At 37.8% G+C, this 18,590-nt stretch carries 14 protein-coding genes; all 14 read right to left on the bottom strand.

What is annotated here, in order from left to right; genetic code table 11:
• Window positions 1–57: 57 nt before the first annotated feature.
• The gene (locus ADICYQ_RS16735; RefSeq protein ID WP_235114745.1) at window positions 58–1,644 is read right to left on the bottom strand and encodes a helix-turn-helix domain-containing protein; all 1,587 of its coding nucleotides are present in this window, start codon (window positions 1,642–1,644) and stop codon (window positions 58–60) included.
• A gap of 8 nt (window positions 1,645–1,652) precedes the next feature.
• Window positions 1,653–2,384 (bottom strand): adenylate/guanylate cyclase domain-containing protein, encoded by a 732-nt coding sequence (locus ADICYQ_RS28875; protein WP_235114747.1) that lies wholly within the window; start codon window positions 2,382–2,384, stop codon window positions 1,653–1,655.
• A 199-nt stretch (window positions 2,385–2,583) separates the two neighbouring features.
• Window positions 2,584–3,258 (bottom strand): DUF8737 domain-containing protein, encoded by a 675-nt coding sequence (locus ADICYQ_RS16740; RefSeq protein WP_020889826.1) that lies wholly within the window; start codon window positions 3,256–3,258, stop codon window positions 2,584–2,586.
• A gap of 206 nt (window positions 3,259–3,464) precedes the next feature.
• A complete protein-coding gene (locus tag ADICYQ_RS16745) occupies window positions 3,465–4,229 on the bottom strand; it encodes a GDSL-type esterase/lipase family protein (RefSeq protein ID WP_020889827.1) in 765 nt (254 codons plus the stop codon).
• Between the two features lie 236 nt (window positions 4,230–4,465).
• Entirely contained in the window at window positions 4,466–5,962 is a 1,497-nt protein-coding gene (locus ADICYQ_RS16750) for an IMP dehydrogenase (RefSeq protein WP_020889828.1), read from the bottom strand.
• Window positions 5,963–6,327: 365 nt separating this feature from the next.
• Complete coding sequence (locus ADICYQ_RS16755; RefSeq protein WP_235114749.1) at window positions 6,328–8,577, bottom strand: right-handed parallel beta-helix repeat-containing protein; 2,250 nt, start codon at window positions 8,575–8,577, stop codon at window positions 6,328–6,330.
• A 147-nt stretch (window positions 8,578–8,724) separates the two neighbouring features.
• Complete coding sequence (locus ADICYQ_RS16760) at window positions 8,725–9,303, bottom strand: cytochrome b/b6 domain-containing protein (RefSeq protein WP_020889830.1); 579 nt, start codon at window positions 9,301–9,303, stop codon at window positions 8,725–8,727.
• A gap of 225 nt (window positions 9,304–9,528) precedes the next feature.
• Window positions 9,529–10,437: an alpha/beta hydrolase gene (locus tag ADICYQ_RS16765; protein ID WP_020889831.1), complete on the bottom strand. Its 909-nt coding sequence runs from the start codon at window positions 10,435–10,437 to the stop codon at window positions 9,529–9,531.
• Between the two features lie 111 nt (window positions 10,438–10,548).
• Entirely contained in the window at window positions 10,549–10,974 is a 426-nt protein-coding gene (locus ADICYQ_RS16770; protein ID WP_020889832.1) for a 3-hydroxyacyl-ACP dehydratase FabZ family protein, read from the bottom strand.
• 331 nt (window positions 10,975–11,305) lie between these two features.
• A complete protein-coding gene (locus ADICYQ_RS16775; protein WP_020889833.1) occupies window positions 11,306–12,118 on the bottom strand; it encodes a GDSL-type esterase/lipase family protein in 813 nt (270 codons plus the stop codon).
• 361 nt (window positions 12,119–12,479) lie between these two features.
• Window positions 12,480–12,845, bottom strand: coding sequence for a hypothetical protein (locus ADICYQ_RS16780; protein WP_040416759.1), 366 nt, complete (start codon window positions 12,843–12,845; stop codon window positions 12,480–12,482).
• Window positions 12,846–13,270: 425 nt separating this feature from the next.
• The gene (locus ADICYQ_RS16785) at window positions 13,271–14,827 is read right to left on the bottom strand and encodes a RagB/SusD family nutrient uptake outer membrane protein (protein WP_040416761.1); all 1,557 of its coding nucleotides are present in this window, start codon (window positions 14,825–14,827) and stop codon (window positions 13,271–13,273) included.
• An 18-nt stretch (window positions 14,828–14,845) separates the two neighbouring features.
• Complete coding sequence (locus ADICYQ_RS16790; RefSeq protein WP_316929320.1) at window positions 14,846–17,650, bottom strand: SusC/RagA family TonB-linked outer membrane protein; 2,805 nt, start codon at window positions 17,648–17,650, stop codon at window positions 14,846–14,848.
• The gene (locus ADICYQ_RS28880) at window positions 17,611–17,964 is read right to left on the bottom strand and encodes a carboxypeptidase-like regulatory domain-containing protein (protein WP_235114758.1); all 354 of its coding nucleotides are present in this window, start codon (window positions 17,962–17,964) and stop codon (window positions 17,611–17,613) included. Before ADICYQ_RS28880 ends, ADICYQ_RS16790 begins: the two co-directional genes overlap by 40 nt.
• Between the last annotated feature and the right edge of the window lie 626 nt (window positions 17,965–18,590).

An 18,590-nucleotide genomic window follows, 5' to 3' on the forward strand; every position in this document is an offset into this window, starting at 1 on the left:
GCCAGAGGTTTGGGTAAACTGTCCGTAATTATAAATCCGAACTTAATGCCTCAGCCTCTAATTCTGATTTTTAAGAAACTGCTTTGGGGTCAAACCTGTTTCTTTTTTAAAATAGGTGTTGAAAACAGTTTTAGAATTAAACCCACTGTCATAGGCCAAGCCTATTAGAGACAGGTGTGAATTTTTAGGATCGTTCGCAATCTCCTTAAAAGCTTCCACTCTATAATGGTTAACAAACTCATTAAAATTTTTACCGATGCTCTCATTGAGTAACCAGGAGAGTTGGTTCGGATGCATTTCTAAATGATTTGCTAAGGATCGAAGCGATAAATCACTGTCCAGGTAGGGTTTTTCCGCATCGAACAGCGCTAATAACCGGTTTTTGTAAGTTCCTGTGGCTTCTTCATCTAACAAAGCCTTTTTGGCACCCTTAGACTGAACGTCATTGCTTTTTGGATAAATGACGTCATGATATTTGGAATATCTTAAATCCTTTTTTAAATCATTAACCAGAGGATCAGTATAGCGAAGGAGCAACAGGGAAGCCTTTTTTTGGAGGGCCTTCTCAACCCATTGAAATGCCTTATCGACTTCTCCTAACACAGCGTACATCAAAAATAAATAGGAATCAGATGTAAATCCATTGGGTGCTTGGGATTGTTCCTCTAATAGATGTTGATAGCGGATAGTATTGGCTTTGTCTCTTTTCATCGCATAAGCCAAAGTAATGGCTCCAGTTTTTTCTCCTTCAATAATGACGTCTTCAGGCACATCATTAAAGTAAGCAATTACCTCCTCGTATTTCCCTAATTTCAATAGGCACAATGTTTTAATACTGTGCGCAGGGATATTTTTATTATTACTAGATAAGCAGCGATTGAGCATTACCAGGGCTTCTGGATAATCCTCAATCATATAATGGAAATAAGCCCGGAAAAAATGAGTTTCTTCTGAAAGTGGATTGATGCTAAGTGCAATATCAAGGTGATCTTTTGCTTTTTCCTTCTTGCCCGCAATGATGTATAAAAAGGAAATGAATTGTTGGGCATCGGCATTGTTTGGATTAATCTCAATTGCCCTTCTCATTTGGGTGAGGGATTTATCGTAATCACTTTCTATAAAAAAAGCTTTATTTGACAATTGATAATATACACCCGAGGATTGATTGTTTAATGCGATCGCTTGATCCGTAAATTGAATTGATTCTCTCCACGCTTCTTCAAAGGGCATAAACCCAGTTGTACCTAAAAAACTGTAACAATCTGCTTTTCCGACCAGTGCTTCTGAATAGTTGGCGTCAATTTTTAGCGCCTTATCATAATAGAAAATGGCAGATTCAACATCTTTCGGATTCCATTTGTTCTTGTAAAATTTTGCCTTTAGGCAGTATTCATAGGCACTGATACTGTCTGTCGGTTTGCTTACGAGATGTTCACTTATTTCAAAGTGCCCAAAATGCTCTCTTAACTTATCTGCTATCAAAAGACTAATTTCGTCTTGAACCTCAAAAATATTTTCCAGCGTCCTGTCCCATGTTTCCGACCAAAAATGAAAATCCTCTTCTGTTTGGATCAACTGAGCAGTAATCCTCATTGTATCTCCTGCCAAACGAACACTCCCTTCAAGAATGGCGGAGACATCCAACTCTTTCGCTATTTGTTTGATGGGAACCTTTTGATCCTTGAAAAAAAGGAGGAAGTTCTGGAAGTAACTTTCAAGTTCTTAATTTTTGCTAAGGCATTGATGATCTCTTCTGTAATGCCATCACTAAAATATTCATTTTCAGCGCTCGTACTCATATTGGTAAAGGGAAGCACAGCAATGGTCTTATAGGCAACTTTTTGCTTGCCTTTTAATTCCTGGACTTGAGGTACCTTAATTCCTTCATTGCAAACAGCAAAAACCTCGACGGGTTTTGCGATGTTCTTTAGCTCAAAATGACCAAGTGACTTTGTAGCAATAGTGGGGTGGTTTTTTAGCTCATCATTTAATTTCTCCGACAATAGAATGCCCCCCGCCACGCTCATGCTTTCTATCCGTGAAGCAAAATTCACTCCGTCCCCATAGACTTCCGTTTCACTGTATACAATATCGCCCATGTGCAAACCTATGCGCACAGGTACTGGATCGCCCTCTTGCAATAATTTTTGAATTTCTATGGCACAATTTGCCGCTTCAATGGCACTTTTAAAAACACTAAGGGTACCATCTCCATAGTATTGTATGATTTCACCGTTGTGGATTTTATGAAGGCTTTCGAACACCTCACGGTGCCGGGTTCGGACCCTCATTGCCACATCCTCATCTTTTTGCATCAGCGCCGTATAACCAACAATATCCGTAAACATGACCGCTGCTAATTGGCGTATTATATTACCTTTCATTGATTATTTCTTCTGAAGATTTAAAAATCCAATGGCTCAGGAAAGAAGCTATTAAACGCTTTCTACTATTATAACCTTTAAAAATAGCAATAAAAAGCAAATTGTCAGTGTTTTTCGATCAATAGGGCATTCATTCCAGGCGTTTTCAGCCGTTAAACTTCTTGATTTAGGTAGTTCGCTTACATTCCTTGTTTGTTAGTCAATTTCCTTTCATCAGTTGTCTAATGGCTACCAAATGGCCAAACAATACGGTTGGGACAATAACTGTTGGCAACAAATTGAATGGGAAATACAAAATGGCAATATTAGGCTGGTCAAATGCCAGTTGCTGAAAGGGAGAAGGAAAAGCTAATACTGCGGTTATTACAACGTTGGTTAAAAGTAAAAGGCAAATGATGTTCCACCACAGCAATGGCTTCTTGTTTTCATTTCCATTCCGAAAAGCTATATAGGCCACAATAGGAGCCGTTAAGCCTGAAAACAAATCGAAGTTTGTTCCTTCAAATGTCATGTAAACGGACACGACACCATGGTAATAAAGTAGGGCAAGTAAGACCTCAACAGGTATGCGTATACTGTGAAAATAAGTTAGTTTTTCGAGGTTGATCTGATCAATAAATGCTCTTCCCTTGTTTGTTGAAAAAATGAATCCCATAAGTAGCATAGTCGGGAAAACACCGAAAAGCAGAATCCTTGGCGGTAGGGCTTCGGTGTATTGATAAACTCCGATTAGCCCAAGAAAAATTTGCAAAAATGTCCAGCCGATAGCAATGAGTAAAAAGGTTTTGGATTGGGTCGCATAGTAAAACCAAGCTATTGTTGCTATTACTGTCAGCCCGAGCAGCAGGCTTATGTATAAAGGTAGGTCTTCCATTACTATTTCATTATGGCCTAAATACCGCAGAGTAATGGCAATTCAATAATATCCAATTTTATAAGTAAAAGCAATCGGACTACCCTTAAATTCTATACGTGCAATATTGCTCCTACTTACTATATAATCAGCACTAATTATAAACTTTAACGACTACTGACTTCTTACTTTGGTCGCCTATACGGTTGATTGCAATAAAGCAAATGTTAATTAGTCATTAGTTCCCCAATTTTATCATTAAGGGCTTCAAACATTAGCAGGTGACCTTCAGCATTTGGATGAAGAAAGTCTGGCATCAACTCTTTTCTTACCTTTCCTTCATCATTATAATAAGTAGCACTAATGTCCACATAATGGACAAGAGGATTCTCTGAAGGGAATTTAGCAATAATATTGTTAGTGGCTTTATTTAAGTTGTCTCTATGGTTTGGTTTATAACCATAGGGAAGAATTCCCATTAAAAGGATTTCCGTTTCCGGAAGTTTCTCATTGAGGATTGAACAGATTTTATTTATCCCTTCTGACAACTCTTCTGCAGTACTCACATTAAGATAATGATTGCCATCAGTATTATTAGTCCCAATCAAGACAAGTGCTACTTTGGGATTGATGTTTTCAAGAGAACCATTTTCAAGTCTCCAAATCACATTCTCCGTTCTGTCTCCAGAAAATCCCATATTAATTGTATTGTAGGCATCAAGGTGCTTTTCCCAAACTCCTTTCCGATCCTCATTATCCAATGTATGGAAAATTGAATTACCAACAAGTATCAATTCAGCATCAGTGTTTAGCTGATCTAGTATGGTTTGGTGACGTTTGTCCCACCATTCTCCTTCTTGTTTTACGGCAAGTAAAGCTGGATTTTCTTTTACTTCAGAGACCTGTTCCTTTTCAGAATCACGGTGTTCTTCCTTAGCTCCGCATCCGAATAAAATAATGACAGGTAAAAGGTAAAATAATAATTTGTTCATGTTTTTTAGTGGTTAAAAAGGTGCGTTTATTTTAAACTTTCACTTTTTGGGTGATTTTAAGTAGACAAAAACCTGAAGGCACTATTATACTTTAAAAAGCAGTGATAATAAACCCATTACAGTTATTCCTATACAGTTAGACACAGGACAGGAACATAAATCTTTACCCAATAAGCTTTTCGGATGGCCCTATTTATTTCTTACTCACAGGAATCTACCTAGCTGCGTATAAGACCTTAATTCTTACCGTCTTTTACTATTACATCATGTGCTCCACCTTCTATGATACTGGTAGATGACACCAAGGTCAATTTAGCATCTGATTGCAATTCTTTAATTGAAGACAAACCACAACTACACATCGTTGATTTAGTTTTTCCAATTGTTTGGTCGAGATTGTCTTTGAGTTTACCTGCATAAGGGACATAACTGTCTACGCCTTCTTCAAATTTCAGATTGTCCTTTCCGCCCATATCATACCGTTGCCAATTCCTTGCTCTATTAGAACCTTCACCCCAGTACTCTTTGACATAATTTCCACCCACAAGTAATTTTCTAGTCGGACTTTCATCGAACCTGGCAAAATACCTACCCATCATTAAAAAATCAGCTCCCATCGCAAGTGCCAATGTGATGTGATAATCCTGAACAATTCCTCCGTCTGAACAAATTGGAATGTATTCACCTGTTTCTAAAAAGTATTCATCTCTTGCTTGGGCAACGTCTATAAGCGCCGTCGCTTGTCCTCTACCAATACCTTTTTGTTCCCTGGTAATACAAATAGAACCTCCACCAACACCAACTTTTACAAAATCGGCACCAGCTTTAGCCAAATAAAGGAAACCATCTTTGTCGACGACATTTCCAGCTCCTATCAACACATTGTTGTCGTACTTTTTCTTTACAAAAGCAATGGTTTCTTTCTGCCATTCCGAAAAACCATCTGAAGAATCGATGCACAATACATCAACACCAGCTTCTACCAAAGCAGGCACCCTTTCCTCATAGTCTCTTGTGTTAATCCCTGCACCTACAACTAATCTTTTCTTATCATCTGAAAGCTCATTTGGGTGGTCTTTATGACTGTCATAATCTTTGCGAAACACAAAATACTTTAATTTGCCATTCTTATCGATAATTGGCAAATTGTTTAATTTATGTTCCCAAATGGTATCATTGGCATCATTTAAAGTAATTCCATCTTTAGCAGTGATCAAACTTGACAAGGGGGTCATGAAATCTTTCACCTTCTTACCTAAATTGTCCTTACTAACCCGGTAATCACGACTCGTTATTAGTCCTAAAAGTTTACCACATGAGGATCCATCATCTGTTACGCCAACGGTTGAGAAACTCGTCTTCTTTTTTAAAGCCAATACATCTTTTAAGGTATGTTCTGGTGTTAAATTGGCCCTGCTTTCTACAAATCCAGCTTTGTATTTCTTTACTATCATTACCATTTTAACTTGTTCCTCAATTGACTGAGAACCAAAAATAAATGACAAGCCTCCTTCTTTTGCCAAAGCAATTGCGAGTCCATTATCAGAGACGGATTGCATAATGGCAGAGACAAATGGAATATTTAGAGAAATTTTAGGGAGCTCCCCTTTTTTATATTTAACTAAAGGTGTTTTTAGATTTACGGTATCTGGTGTGTTGGATTTTTTTGTCAATCCTGGTAATATCAAGTACTCGCTAAAAGTTCTTGAAATTTCATTTATTATATTTGCCATATTTTTTCAAATAAAATTTTGCAAAATTAGAGAATAATTCTGTTAGAAGGGATAAAATTATAATTTATTCTTCATTCGAAGCCAGTACTTGCCTTGCACCCATCATTAATGAAATGAAAAGGCAGTCGACTGTGTTGCGGACTATCCTGACAAATCACAAGCAATTGAGACAGGTTAAAACTCCTGAATCCAAAGTTTTCTTGGCCATTATTTTTATACAATATTACCAAATATGTAGCTATAATCATGCAAATCATTGCAAATTAACCCTTATTTCATGCTCTTTCTGATTCCGGACAATGCTTAATTTAAGATGTCCATGCCATAAATTTTCCTGATATTTTATGAGCAGTTCTGAAATGTTTTTATTTTTCGCCTTCAACCCCAACAACTACATCGCCATCCGTTATTCCTGACATGGCTAATTTACTTTTATCTTTTACGTTTAATACAATCACTCCATCCATGCTGTGTAAACCTGATGCGGATTGTTCTGCAAGCGTTTCAACATTTTTAAGCGTGCCCCCAAGCCAATTTTTCATGTTTTTGCTCTCTTTTTGAGAATAAGAGGCATTTAATTCCGGGATATTAGGTTGCTTTGCAATGGCTTTTAATTCAGCTTTTTGAACGCCAAAATTGTCCATTGGGAAATTTTTAAATCCCAATTGCAGAGCAGGTGAATTTTCTGCAACGGTAAAATCTCCTGTCTCAGGAGAAATAAACAGTGGGTTTCCAAAAAGACTGTTCGCATCTGTATTGTTTTCCTGGGCTAAAGCCAATGAAGCAGCATCAGGGAATAGGTTATAATCTACTTCCTTACCCCAACCCGTAAGCCGTATTGGGAAATGTTTGGTCATGGTAATATTCTTTCTAAAAACATCTTTACTATTGGCAAACCAAACATGGGGATGAAAGCCATTGTTTACCATAATATTATTTTCAACTACCCTGTCAAAACCTTCCCGAAGTTTGATCCCTCCGTTCAAGCATAAATTGTTATAAATATGGTAATTGGAAGATCCGTCATCAAGGTCAATATCCCAACCATGGTCACATCGAAAACGGTTGTTTCGGATAATGGTTGTGTGAATGGCATCCCAATAAGGCATTTCAGGATTTGCCTGAACCAGGCTGTCTATAACTTTCCTATTAGGATGCCAAAAGCGATCCCTACCCCAGGAGTTGAAAGCTCCATGGTCTCCAGTTTCCAAAACGGTATTAAATACATCGTTATTTTCAATAAGATGTCCTCCCCAAGTACCTTCACTTACATTGATTCCTGCCCGTGGGACATCATAAATACTATTGTTTTTGACATGAATGTTCATGGCCATAGAGATCTGAACGCCTGCCACTTGTTTTTCAATGCGACCTATTTTATAAATCAGGTTGTTCTCTACTTTACCACCTGCCGGATACAATTCATTGGCTGGGCCCTGGATAGTATCCATTTCTGCTATAGGTACAAATTCGCTGTATTGGTAAGATGGTGAACGCACAGCTGTTGAATCTCCTACAAAACTAATGGCTGTAGCACCAACATCATGAATATGGTTGCCAATGATCTCTGTATTCCTGTTGTATCCATTGACGAAAATTACATTCCCTCCTAAATTGGTGAATTCACAATCTTTAATAGAGATGGACTCTGTTCCACTAAGTAAAATTGATCCTCCTCTGTATATTGTCCAATCGCTACGGAGCAACTTATTATAATCCTCCATAAATGTCCGCATGGCATGCTCAAAACGTATTCCTTCAATTTTGACATTTTTAACAGGATTTTCCGGATTTCCATTCACCTCTATAAGGTGCTTTAAGGTAGACACTTCAGTAGTTGAATTGATTAAATCAGCCTCCGCATTTGGCCACAGATAAAGCTTATTTTCCTGTTTATCAAAATACCATTCTCCTTCGCTGTCCAACTCTTCAAAAATATTTTCAACCATTCTTAGTTCAGGGTGCATGGGTGAAGGTCGATTATTTTGATGACCACCAGTTAAGGTAAGTGCTCCTGTGGAATCAACCCCAGTTATCATATAATGAAAACCTCCCCATCGACCACGGTGCATGGCGTGTACAAAACCTCCTTTTGGGTTCTTCCATTTTGCTACACGCTCTTTAGCAATGGCATCCTCGGCATGCCCCTGCCAGGCCCCACCATTTTCATCGAAATTTGGATACCTGGCCAGAATCTGCTTTTCTCCATTGATAAACAGCTGGTTAAAAACCACCTCTTCTTCAACTTCAGTAACCCAAATGTTCTCGTCAAATGCTTTCCAATTCGTATTAAGAATCATTGAACCTTTGACACTTACCTTGTCTGTACCTTCTCCAATAATAGCGATATCGCTTAGTTCTGAGGTTATTACCAAAGGAGTTGACAAATGATATTCCCCTTCCTTCAAATGGATGGTAATCGTTTCATTGCTACTTTTTCTGATCTTAGCTGCCTCTTTCAGCGCTTTTTCAATGGTTTGAAACGGCATTTCTATAGTGCCTTCATTCTCATTATCACCACTGGAACTCACATAAACAGCTAGTTCTTTTGTGCCACAACTTATGAGAACAAATGTTGCTAACACTACTAATAGTATTGATCTTTTCTTGTCCATTTAATACCGGATCTTTTTAGGTCTTTGACAATGCATAGGTATCGCAGGTTTCTCAAGGCCTTAAAGGCAACTCTCCTTGAGGATTTTGAACTTATATCTTGAGTTATGTACTTTTAGAATGCTTAAAAATTGTGCTGTCGGACTAAATTAGTTTTCCTTTTTCGACCCACTTACTATCCTTGAAATAATGCCTTTCTGGTCAGTAAATTCTGCTATTAATACTCCTGCCAAGTGGATACCAATAAAGGCTATCAGGTAGTAAATACTTAGAACGTGAATTTCTTCCATTGGCTTTTTAAATTCTTTTGGTCCTAATTCTATAATAAGTCCGGTAACAAGCGAAACAATGACACAAAAATAAAATATAATATATATCCATTTCTGAAATTTCATTTTTGTAGACAGGCTTTTACCAAAAGGATTTTGGAACTTCATTTGTCCAAATACAGGAAGAAGGAAACGAATGCTAAATAAACCTACCAAAACATACCCTAAATAAATATGCCAATTCCACATTGGTTGTCTTATCTTTTTTGCTAAATCAATGAGTTGTTCCTGCGATAAAACCACGTCGGTGCCACTCAGGTAATCCTGTATGATCGCTGCTACATTAAATTTATTCATCCAGGTTAACCGCAAAAAAATTGTAATTAATAATAGAAGAAATGAAACAGCTATCGTCCAATGTATTATTCGATATACCTTAGAATATTTTGTGGTTTCCATAATGTTAATTTTTATAAAATGATTTTTCTTAAATGAAGCAATCGAGTTGAGACTGATGCCATGCCCCTATTAATATTTTTTAAAGTAGCACGAATTAGCAGACCATAGCGACCCTTCACCCAACAGGATGACCAAAGTTTCGCAACACACTAACCTCAAGTGTAGCATGCATTTTTGCATTTTTTGTTGGTCAAAGCATTTTTAATTCCTTAACAGGATTTAAAATCACCATTTAACAATGCCACTTTTATTCATCCAACCAAAGAGTGGCTGCATCCATTCCTCAGCAGGTGAACTTAATACAAAACCATGATTTCCTTTTGGGTAAAGGTGCATTTCTGCAGGAACATTATTTCGAATTAATCCTTGGTAAAAACGGATACTGTTCTCAACTGTGACCACATTGTCATCTCCTGCATGGGTTAACCAGGTCGGTGGAGTGTTTTGGTCAATTTGCAATTCATTTGAAAACAACAAAATCTGTTCTTCGGAAGGATCCTTTCCAAGCAAATTTTGACGGGATCCTAAATGAGCTAATTCGTCTTTCATACTGATTACCGGATAAATCAGCATCATAAAATCGGGTTTTAAACTTATCTTTTCATCATTTGGAATATAGGATTTATTAAAATGCGTTCCGGCTGTTGCCGCTAAATGTCCACCTGCTGAAAAACCTATAATCCCAATTTTCTGAGCATCCAAGCCCCACTCTGAAGCATGTTGTCGAACTGTTTTAATTGCCTGCTGGGCATCTTGTAATGGTCCTATTGATTTATCAATCATGATTGAATCGCTAGGCAATCGGTATTTCAGGATGAATGCTGCGATCCCTTTGCGCACAAATGCTTCAGCAATTTGAGTCCCTTCACGCAGATAACTCTCCCCTGAATAACCTCCACCTGGGCAAATAATTACTCCGGCTCCAGTGGCCATTTCTTTATCAGGATGATAGATTGTCAATGTTGGTTTTGAAACATTTTTAAGCCATGAAACTTGCCCATTTTTCTCAATGACTTCTTCTATCATCGAATTAGGCTTGCTGTTAGGAATGGCATTAGGGTAGAGGTCAACTACTTGTTGTGCTTCTAAATGAATAGAAACAATCAGAAATAGTATTAAAGCAATGGGTTTCATGGATTTGGAATTAATTCTTGAATTTTTATATCGATTAGGAAAAAGGTTTTTAAAGCTTCATTGTTATTAAAGTAAATATTCAAATTTCTAAAAGAAATAAGTCATGTTCTTTTATTCACTTTCAATTCTTGCGCACATCCAGGTAGCTTCTGCAATAGGTTCGTTTTTTGCGTTGTAGGCGACTCCACTTTGTTTTATTAATCGGTTACTAACTCTTATGTTTTTAATGATATATTTGATTTCTTCGTCATAGGTTACTCCTTTTAAAAACTTAACATTCTCCATACTTACTAATGCGAAAAATCCGCTCGCAAGTCCTGCTTTATTAACACCCGCGCCACCACATTGTGCCATTGATTCAACTAATATCATTCCAGGAATAAAGTTAAATTCAGGGAAACTTCCGATCAACATTTTGTCATTGGACTTGTCAAAAACCTTTCGTCCAATTATTTCTTTTTCGTTCGCAGTGATGATTTCATCTAAGAATAAAAAAGGAAATCTATGGGGCAGTAATTTTTTAATTTCAGTTTCCATATTCATTTTCTCTTAAATATTTCACAAGGCCCTGGTACCTTTCATAGCCCATGAAATTTCAGTTATCTTTCTTTGGCTATTAGCCACTTAATAGAATTTCTATCGTTGCATTCCTAAGATAGGAAAATATGCAGGCAATTTAATACCATCCGTCAAAGAAAATACATAACAAAAGTGCCCATTTATTAAAAGCCTGCTGGGCCTAAGAAAAAGCCATGCTAAGATTAATTTTCCCCCAGAAATTCATCCCAAACTTAAAAAGGAGCCCTTAAATCCAAGGGCCAAGCCCAGCCACTCTTGCAATTTAAATGTTATTAAATGATTTTGAATTTCAATCTTCCATACTATCAATATATGGACGCAGGGCCTCTCCCCAAATTTGATATCCAACGTCATTTGGATGACAGAAATCAAGGGTAACCTGTTTGGTGAGGAGGCCATCAGAAGTTAGCATTTTAGAAGCAATGTCTAGTAATATTATCTTGTTATCAGCTGCATATATCTTCAACAATTGATTTGTTTCGTTGATTAATAACCTGCGTGGATTATCTGGCATTTCTTCACGAGGCATAATTTCCATTAATACAATTTTTGCATTAGGCGCTTTAGACCGAACGCCGTTATAAATTGCAGCAATTCCTTCAACAATTTCTGCAGCAGTATTCATGCGGGCATTTTTTGTTTCACTGGTATTGTTAGTGCCAATGTGGATAACCACCAATTTTGGGTCAAGCCCATCAAGTTCTCCATTATTCAATCGCCAGAGTACATTTTGAGTACGGTCCCATCCAAAGCCTAAATTCAATACACGGTGGTTTTTAAAAGTAGCTTGCCAGGAAGCTGGGCCATTGGATATTCTTGAACTACCATCAGCATACTTCAATGGGGGATAATCGCCTCCCCAAAAATGAGTGATGGAGTTTCCAATTAAAACAATTTCTGGATCCAATGAATCTTTAACATCAAGCACATCGCTATGCCGCACTAGCCAATCGTAACTGTCATCTTCCAGTTTTGGGACCGGTATTATGGCTGAATTGACAGGTTTTTCTACCGTTTGGGCTACTTGCTTATTTTGCTGCTTACAGCCAATAAAACAAATGGAGAAAATGGCAAAATAAAGGAGCGTTGTTATTGATTTCATATCATAATGAGGTTTTAATAATATAGACAAGTTAGCTATAAAAATAGCTGGATATTGACTTCCAACCTGGTTATTTTGGCCAATAACTCATTAGAATTGTTTAAAAGCTTATGAAAAAGGGCGAAATTTAGACTCTTAGGGCCTTGCACATATTAATGAAATCAACATTGGCTAGATTTTTAAATCAGCTGTTATTAAAAGTCTATATTATTCGGATTGTCTGTTTTTCTGATGTGTTGACCACCAGTACCATAAAGCCAACATAAAACAATTTATTTTTTTTGAACGCCCAAAAAACACAACAAAATCATACGGATTTTACTTTAAAGTCTTTTAGATTTAGAGGTCAAAACGTGAGGCTTTACTCAACTTTTTTAATCTCAACAATTTCACAGTCAATACTTGGAGAACAAGATTCATTTATGTCGATTTCTTTGTATTTCACACTTACTTTATCTCCTGAATTAAAAGTTATTATATCGTCTAAATTTACTATTAATGTGTCTCCATTGTTAAGGTGTATTTGTTCAGCGCAGTTTGCTAAACCGCCACTTAACCAAACGTTTCCAATTTCATGAATAATAAAATCATCCTCATTATCCAAATTGCAGGAAAAAGAAAACAACAGTGTCAAACCGAGTAAGATTATTTTACACATTGTTGAGTTGATATAGGTGGATTTTTTAAAGATGCTTTTTATTTTAAATTGATTGTGTAAGTTTTTCAAACGATCAGCTACTTTACGAATAAAGTATATCCTTCAAATTACTCTCTTTATTATTGCCTACTAATCTAACTAAGTTTTTATGATTATGAAAGTATTGATTTTAGCAGAAGGCAGAAGATAGAATTCTTTTGTTAGCATTATTTCCTAACCATAGTTAAGCAAACACAATTAGGTTTCTCAATTTATAGAATTTGACAAATTGAAATGCTGAGAGAGAGTCTGAAAATTTTTTCGCCTTTAGCAGTGAGGTCTATTTTTTGGGTTTATAATTTGGCTAAACCCAGAACCGTGCTTAATCCATGAATACCTCCAGTTAAAGCAGGAGGCTTTTAAGAAACTAACCAAAAAAGCCCACAAACAAATCGTTTGTGGGCTTTCATTCAACTTTAAGAACTATACTTTAACTTGATAAATGCTGCGTAACCTTAATAATTAGGGTTTTGCGTGATGTTATCATTGATATCAATCTCTACTTGAGGAATAGGCCATAAATAATCCCGCTCAGGTCTGAATGTCCTGGTCAAACCACTGGTGATGGTTTCCCACTCACCACTAGTAGTATTGAGGTAATAAAGACCTTCTACAGTACCTATCTTGTCCTCCCCAATTTCCCATCGGTTCATGTCAAACAACCTAAGCCCCTCAAATGCCAATTCAACGGCTCTTTCATCCCTGATGATTGCCCTTAACTCTTCCTGGGATTTACCTGATGCTATAGGAGGCATTTCTACCGTTGGTCTCTCTCTTACCATATTGATGGCATCGTACACTGAATCATCAATCTCATTCAACTCAATTTTAGATTCTGCATACATAAGAAGCACATCTGCATAGCGTATCAAAATCATATTGATAGAACCGGTATTTGGATTAGCCGCATCAGCTTCAAAATCCACCCACTTCTTCAGGTTGTATCCATTGACCGTAGAAAATTCCGATGACCTAACCCTATCTGCTGTCGGACTGTCCGGCAATGAGTTAAAGGTACTGTTACCAATTGGCTGACCAGTATAATAAGTCGTGAAATTCCAACGTGGATCAATGTTCTCAAAAGGATCGTTTGGATTTTGAGGTCCTTTGTACCCATACTTCAATAGCAAATTGTGGACAGGCTCAACCACGGAACCTCCACCTATAGAAGCTGCGGCAAAGGAAAATGCATTGTAGGTATCTCCCCCTACAGCATATTGCCTATCAAAGATCACTTCTGAAGAATTCTGTCCGGCATAATTAAATAATTTTCCGTAGTCAGGATAGAGTTCATAAATTCCTAAATCCATTACCGCCATGGAAGCATCTCTGGCAACAGCATACCTTTCATTTCTGATTGCTACCCTGGCTTTCAATGCCATAGCAGCGCCAAGCGTAGCCCTTCCCACTTCCTGAGAATAACTCAATGGCAATTGACTTCCTTGTATTATCTGATCCAATTCAGCAATGACAAAATCAACCACTTCAGACTTAGCTGTCCTACCGATTTGATCTGTAATTTCCAGCGGCTCCAAAATTAATGGCACATCTCCCCAAAGACTGCTCAATTGGGTATAAAAGAAAGCACGTAAAAACCTTGCTTCAGCCTTGTAACGGGCCAATAACTCCTGGTCTCCCTGCTCGATTCTGTCGATATTTGCAAGCACATTATTTGCTCGCTGAATCCCTCTGTAGTACCTGTCCCATTGAGACCCTATCGCTGCGTTGACCGGATCAAAGGACCCCATACTTACATCATGCAGGGAACCAGGTCCGGAAGGTGCTCTAAATCCAATATCCGTTGCGCCATCCAGTTCTTTCACCATCGTCTGACCATCCAGTTCCGTGTAAATCCCGTTTACTGCGAGGTTTGCATCCTTTTCCTGCTGCCAGTAAATAAGTTCTGAAACCTCCCCTGGTGGAATCAAATCAAGCCCTTGGTCACAGCTAAACATGCCAAAAGCCAAATATGATAACCCTATATATTTTATTGTTTTGTTTATTAATTTCATCGCTTTTCCTTTTTTTGATTAAAACCTGACGTTTATGCCACCACTGAAAAGTTTGCTGTGTGGGAAGAACTGACTTCTTCCTCTAGGTGTCTCTGGATCAAACAACTCTGTTTCTGTAAAAGTCAACATGTTCTCACCTGAGATATAAACCCTAAGGTTGTCTACAAGATTTTGAGGAATGGTGTATCCCAATTGGAAATTCTTTAACCTAAGATAACTGGTGTTCTGTAACCAAAAATCAGCTTCCATTAAGTTGGCTGAATTTCCAGACCTTACCATAGGCCATGTGCCATTTGGATTTCTTTCCGGATGATAAGCTTCTCTGGCCATGGTCACAGGAATAAAATTCGTGTAGTTCGGACCTTCCATCAATGCGCCATCCAATGAATGTTGCTGACGAAGGACTCCTTGCCAAAACATAGAGAAATCAAATCCTTTGTAGGAGGCACTAAACCTTACCCCAAATTCATACCTGGGATCTTCATTCCCCATGATGTATTGGTCGCCAGCAGGATAAAGAGATTGAGAAATAACACCATCTCCATTTAAGTCCTCATAAATAACGTCTCCAATGGTAACTGTAGGGAAAATGGTCGCTGGATATTTGTCTAAATCCGCTTGGGATTTATAAATACCCGGAGATTTTAAACCTCTTAAGGAGTTGATAGATTCACCTTCTGTCCATACGGTAAATTTATCAGGGAAAAATGGTCCCGTACCTTTCAAGTCTTCAATTCTATTAACTACATCTGAAAAATTCACTCCCACAGAATACTCGAATCCATTGTCTGAGGCTGGAGAGCCATGGTAATTAACGGCCAATTCCCAACCTCTATTAGAAACTGCAGCTGCATTTTGCACTGGAGGGTTGTAACCAATGGTTCTTGGGATCGGCAATTCAATCAAAATATCATCGGTGTATTTGTAAAAATACTCGGCGATTACTTCAATCCTATCGTCCATAAAGCCCATATCCAATCCAATGTTTGACATGGTAGTGGTTTCCCAGGTAATGTCAGGATTTCCTGCACTTGTGATAGCTGTTCCTGGTACCAGGTTATTGTTAAACTGGTAGCCAGTACCAAGGTTGTAGGTATTGAGATACCTGTAAAGTCCAATGCTTTGGTTACCCAACTGACCCCATGATCCTCGAAGTCTTAGATCACTGAACAAATCTCCGCCGCTAAGGAAGTCTTCTTCTGATATTCTCCATCCTGCTGAGAAGGAAGGGAAAATGCCCCATCTTTTGCCTTCTCCAAACCTGGATGATCCATCATACCTAACATTGGCCTGGAACATGTATTTGTCGTCAAAACTATAATTTGCCCTTCCGAAAAAGGATCTTAGTCTCCACTCCTGGGAATAACCACTTGTAGTCTGGTTTTGAATGTCACCTGCGTTGATATCTCGCAAATCATTGCTATAGAAATTGTCCCTGGAAGCAGAAATTTGTTTGTATCTATTGTAGATTTCTTCGTAACCAACAGTTCCCTGGATACTGTGCTTGTCAAAGGTTTGGTCATAATTCAAATACAATCTTTGACTCAATTCACGTTGGTTCATCTGACTTTCGGTAAGCACAGAAGTGGCAAACCAACCCCCAACATTTACCAAATCACCAGTCAAATAATTCCTCATTCCTGCCAAACTGTTTTGAAATACAAAACCATCGGTAGACTCTGTGTTAAGCGTTACGTTACCTTCCAGAGATAATGCTTCATTGATGGTATAAGCAAAGCCTAACTGGCCAAAAACATCATCACTTACATTGCTTGTTTCTCCCTCTTGAGCCATTGCTCGGGCATTCCATTGTCCTGAAACAAGGTCATAAGTACCGTCAGGGTATTCCATCACAATATTTCTATTGATATGCAACAAGGCTTGTGTTATACGCTGTCCAGTAAATCCCGGTCCGCTAAACCCTCTGTTTCTATACATCAGATTGGTTTTAATCGTCAACTTATCCGTAGCATACATGTCAGAATTTATCCGCATGGTTACCTGCTTGTTGTTGAAATTTTGGAGGATACCATCTGTGTCAGAATAATTGATAGAAGCGAAAACCCTTCCAGATTCTCCTCCACTGGAAAGAGAAACAGAATGCCGCTGTTGAAAAGCATTTGGGTTAAAGATTCCCCCTTCGTAGTCCGCAAAAGGATATTGCAAAGGATTGGTACCTGCCGCTACATTTTCTATATAAGTTTCACTATAGGTTGGATTTGCTCCTACATTGGCCTGAGCCTCATTTTCCAACCTCATCCAGGTAACCGGATCTGTTGGTTCAGGAAAGAAATTTGGGTTTTGCCATCCCACAAAATTATTGTAGGTAATCTTGACTGCACCATCTTCACCTCTTTTGGTAGTTACCAGAATTACACCATTTGCTGCTCTAGAACCATAAATGGCGGAAGAAGCGGCATCCTTTAATACAGTAATAGAGGCAATGTTGTTTGGCTCCACCGTACTAAGCGATTGCTCTACACCATCTACTAAAATCAGAGGGTTGGAATTATTCAATGTTCCCACACCCCTTATCCTTATGCTGGTACTTTCATCTCCAGGAGCACCACCGTTGTTTTGAATAGAAAGTCCTGGTGTCGTACCCTGCAATGCTGCAGCTGTATTGACCACGGGTCTTCTGGCAAGATCCTCCCCAGAAACAGTACTCACGGCACCCGTTACATTGGCTCTTTTTTGTGTACCAAACCCAACTACTACCACCTCATCCAATGAGGAAGTAGACTCCAATAAGGTTACATTAATGATGGAACGATCACCTATTTTTATCTGCTGGCTTTCAAATCCAATAAAGGAAAAACCAATTCAGATGCTTCCGGTACAGTTAATGAATACTTCCCGTCTAAATCAGTGGCTGTGCCAATGGTCGTTCCCGGTAAAGAAATAGTTGCTCCTGGAATTGGTTCACCATTTTGATCTGTTACTGTACCTGTTACCGTAACATCTGCCATCAAATTCAATTTTTCCGCATTGTTTTCAGAGGAATTGATGATGGTAGGTACTTCTTCATAAAGGGCATGCGCATGCCCTTTATGGATATTGGGGTAAAATAGCTGAATAGCCATTAGGAATATCAACATTTTGATTGACGGATACCCCGAGAGTAGTCGTTTTTTCATAACTTTGTAGGCTTTAGTGTTGTTTTTTGAACTGCATTAAATTAGATCAAATGGATGAACCTGAGAAACTTACCCATTTGTCTATCGTTTTTGTGAAGGCCATCTATTTATAGATGGCTTTTTCATTGGTGGTTTTTCTTTACATAAGATTTAATTAATTTTCTAGTTATTGGATTGAAAACTTCCCATTTACCCAGTTAGGGAATAAGTAATTAATTGGTCTTTTGGGTCAATTGGGAATAGAAATCAATAAAATGGTTCGTGAAACCACATCTACCTATTCATTTAATCGTTGGTCTAATCAGGTAAATTCACCCCTAAATTATTGAATTAACGCTATCGGAAACAAATTTTTAGTCTATTAAAAGAAATAATAAAACAATTACATTATTCTGTATATCTGGTATAAATATTATTTCATTTATACTGATAAAAGCTGTTCTTTATCAAATTAGATAAAATTCCTTTTATAAGCAAAAACAAAGAATAATTCATCAAATAATTCTGTACTTTTAATAAAAAAGAAGGTATTTGGATTGATTATTACCTTAAGTTGGTATAATGATACTTAAAAATTCAAAAAAATAAAAGAAAATTACCAGTAAAAAGTATTTTTTAAATAAGAA

Origin of the sequence: Cyclobacterium qasimii M12-11B (assembly GCF_000427295.1) — a bacterium.
Lineage (GTDB): Bacteria > Bacteroidota > Bacteroidia > Cytophagales > Cyclobacteriaceae > Cyclobacterium > Cyclobacterium qasimii.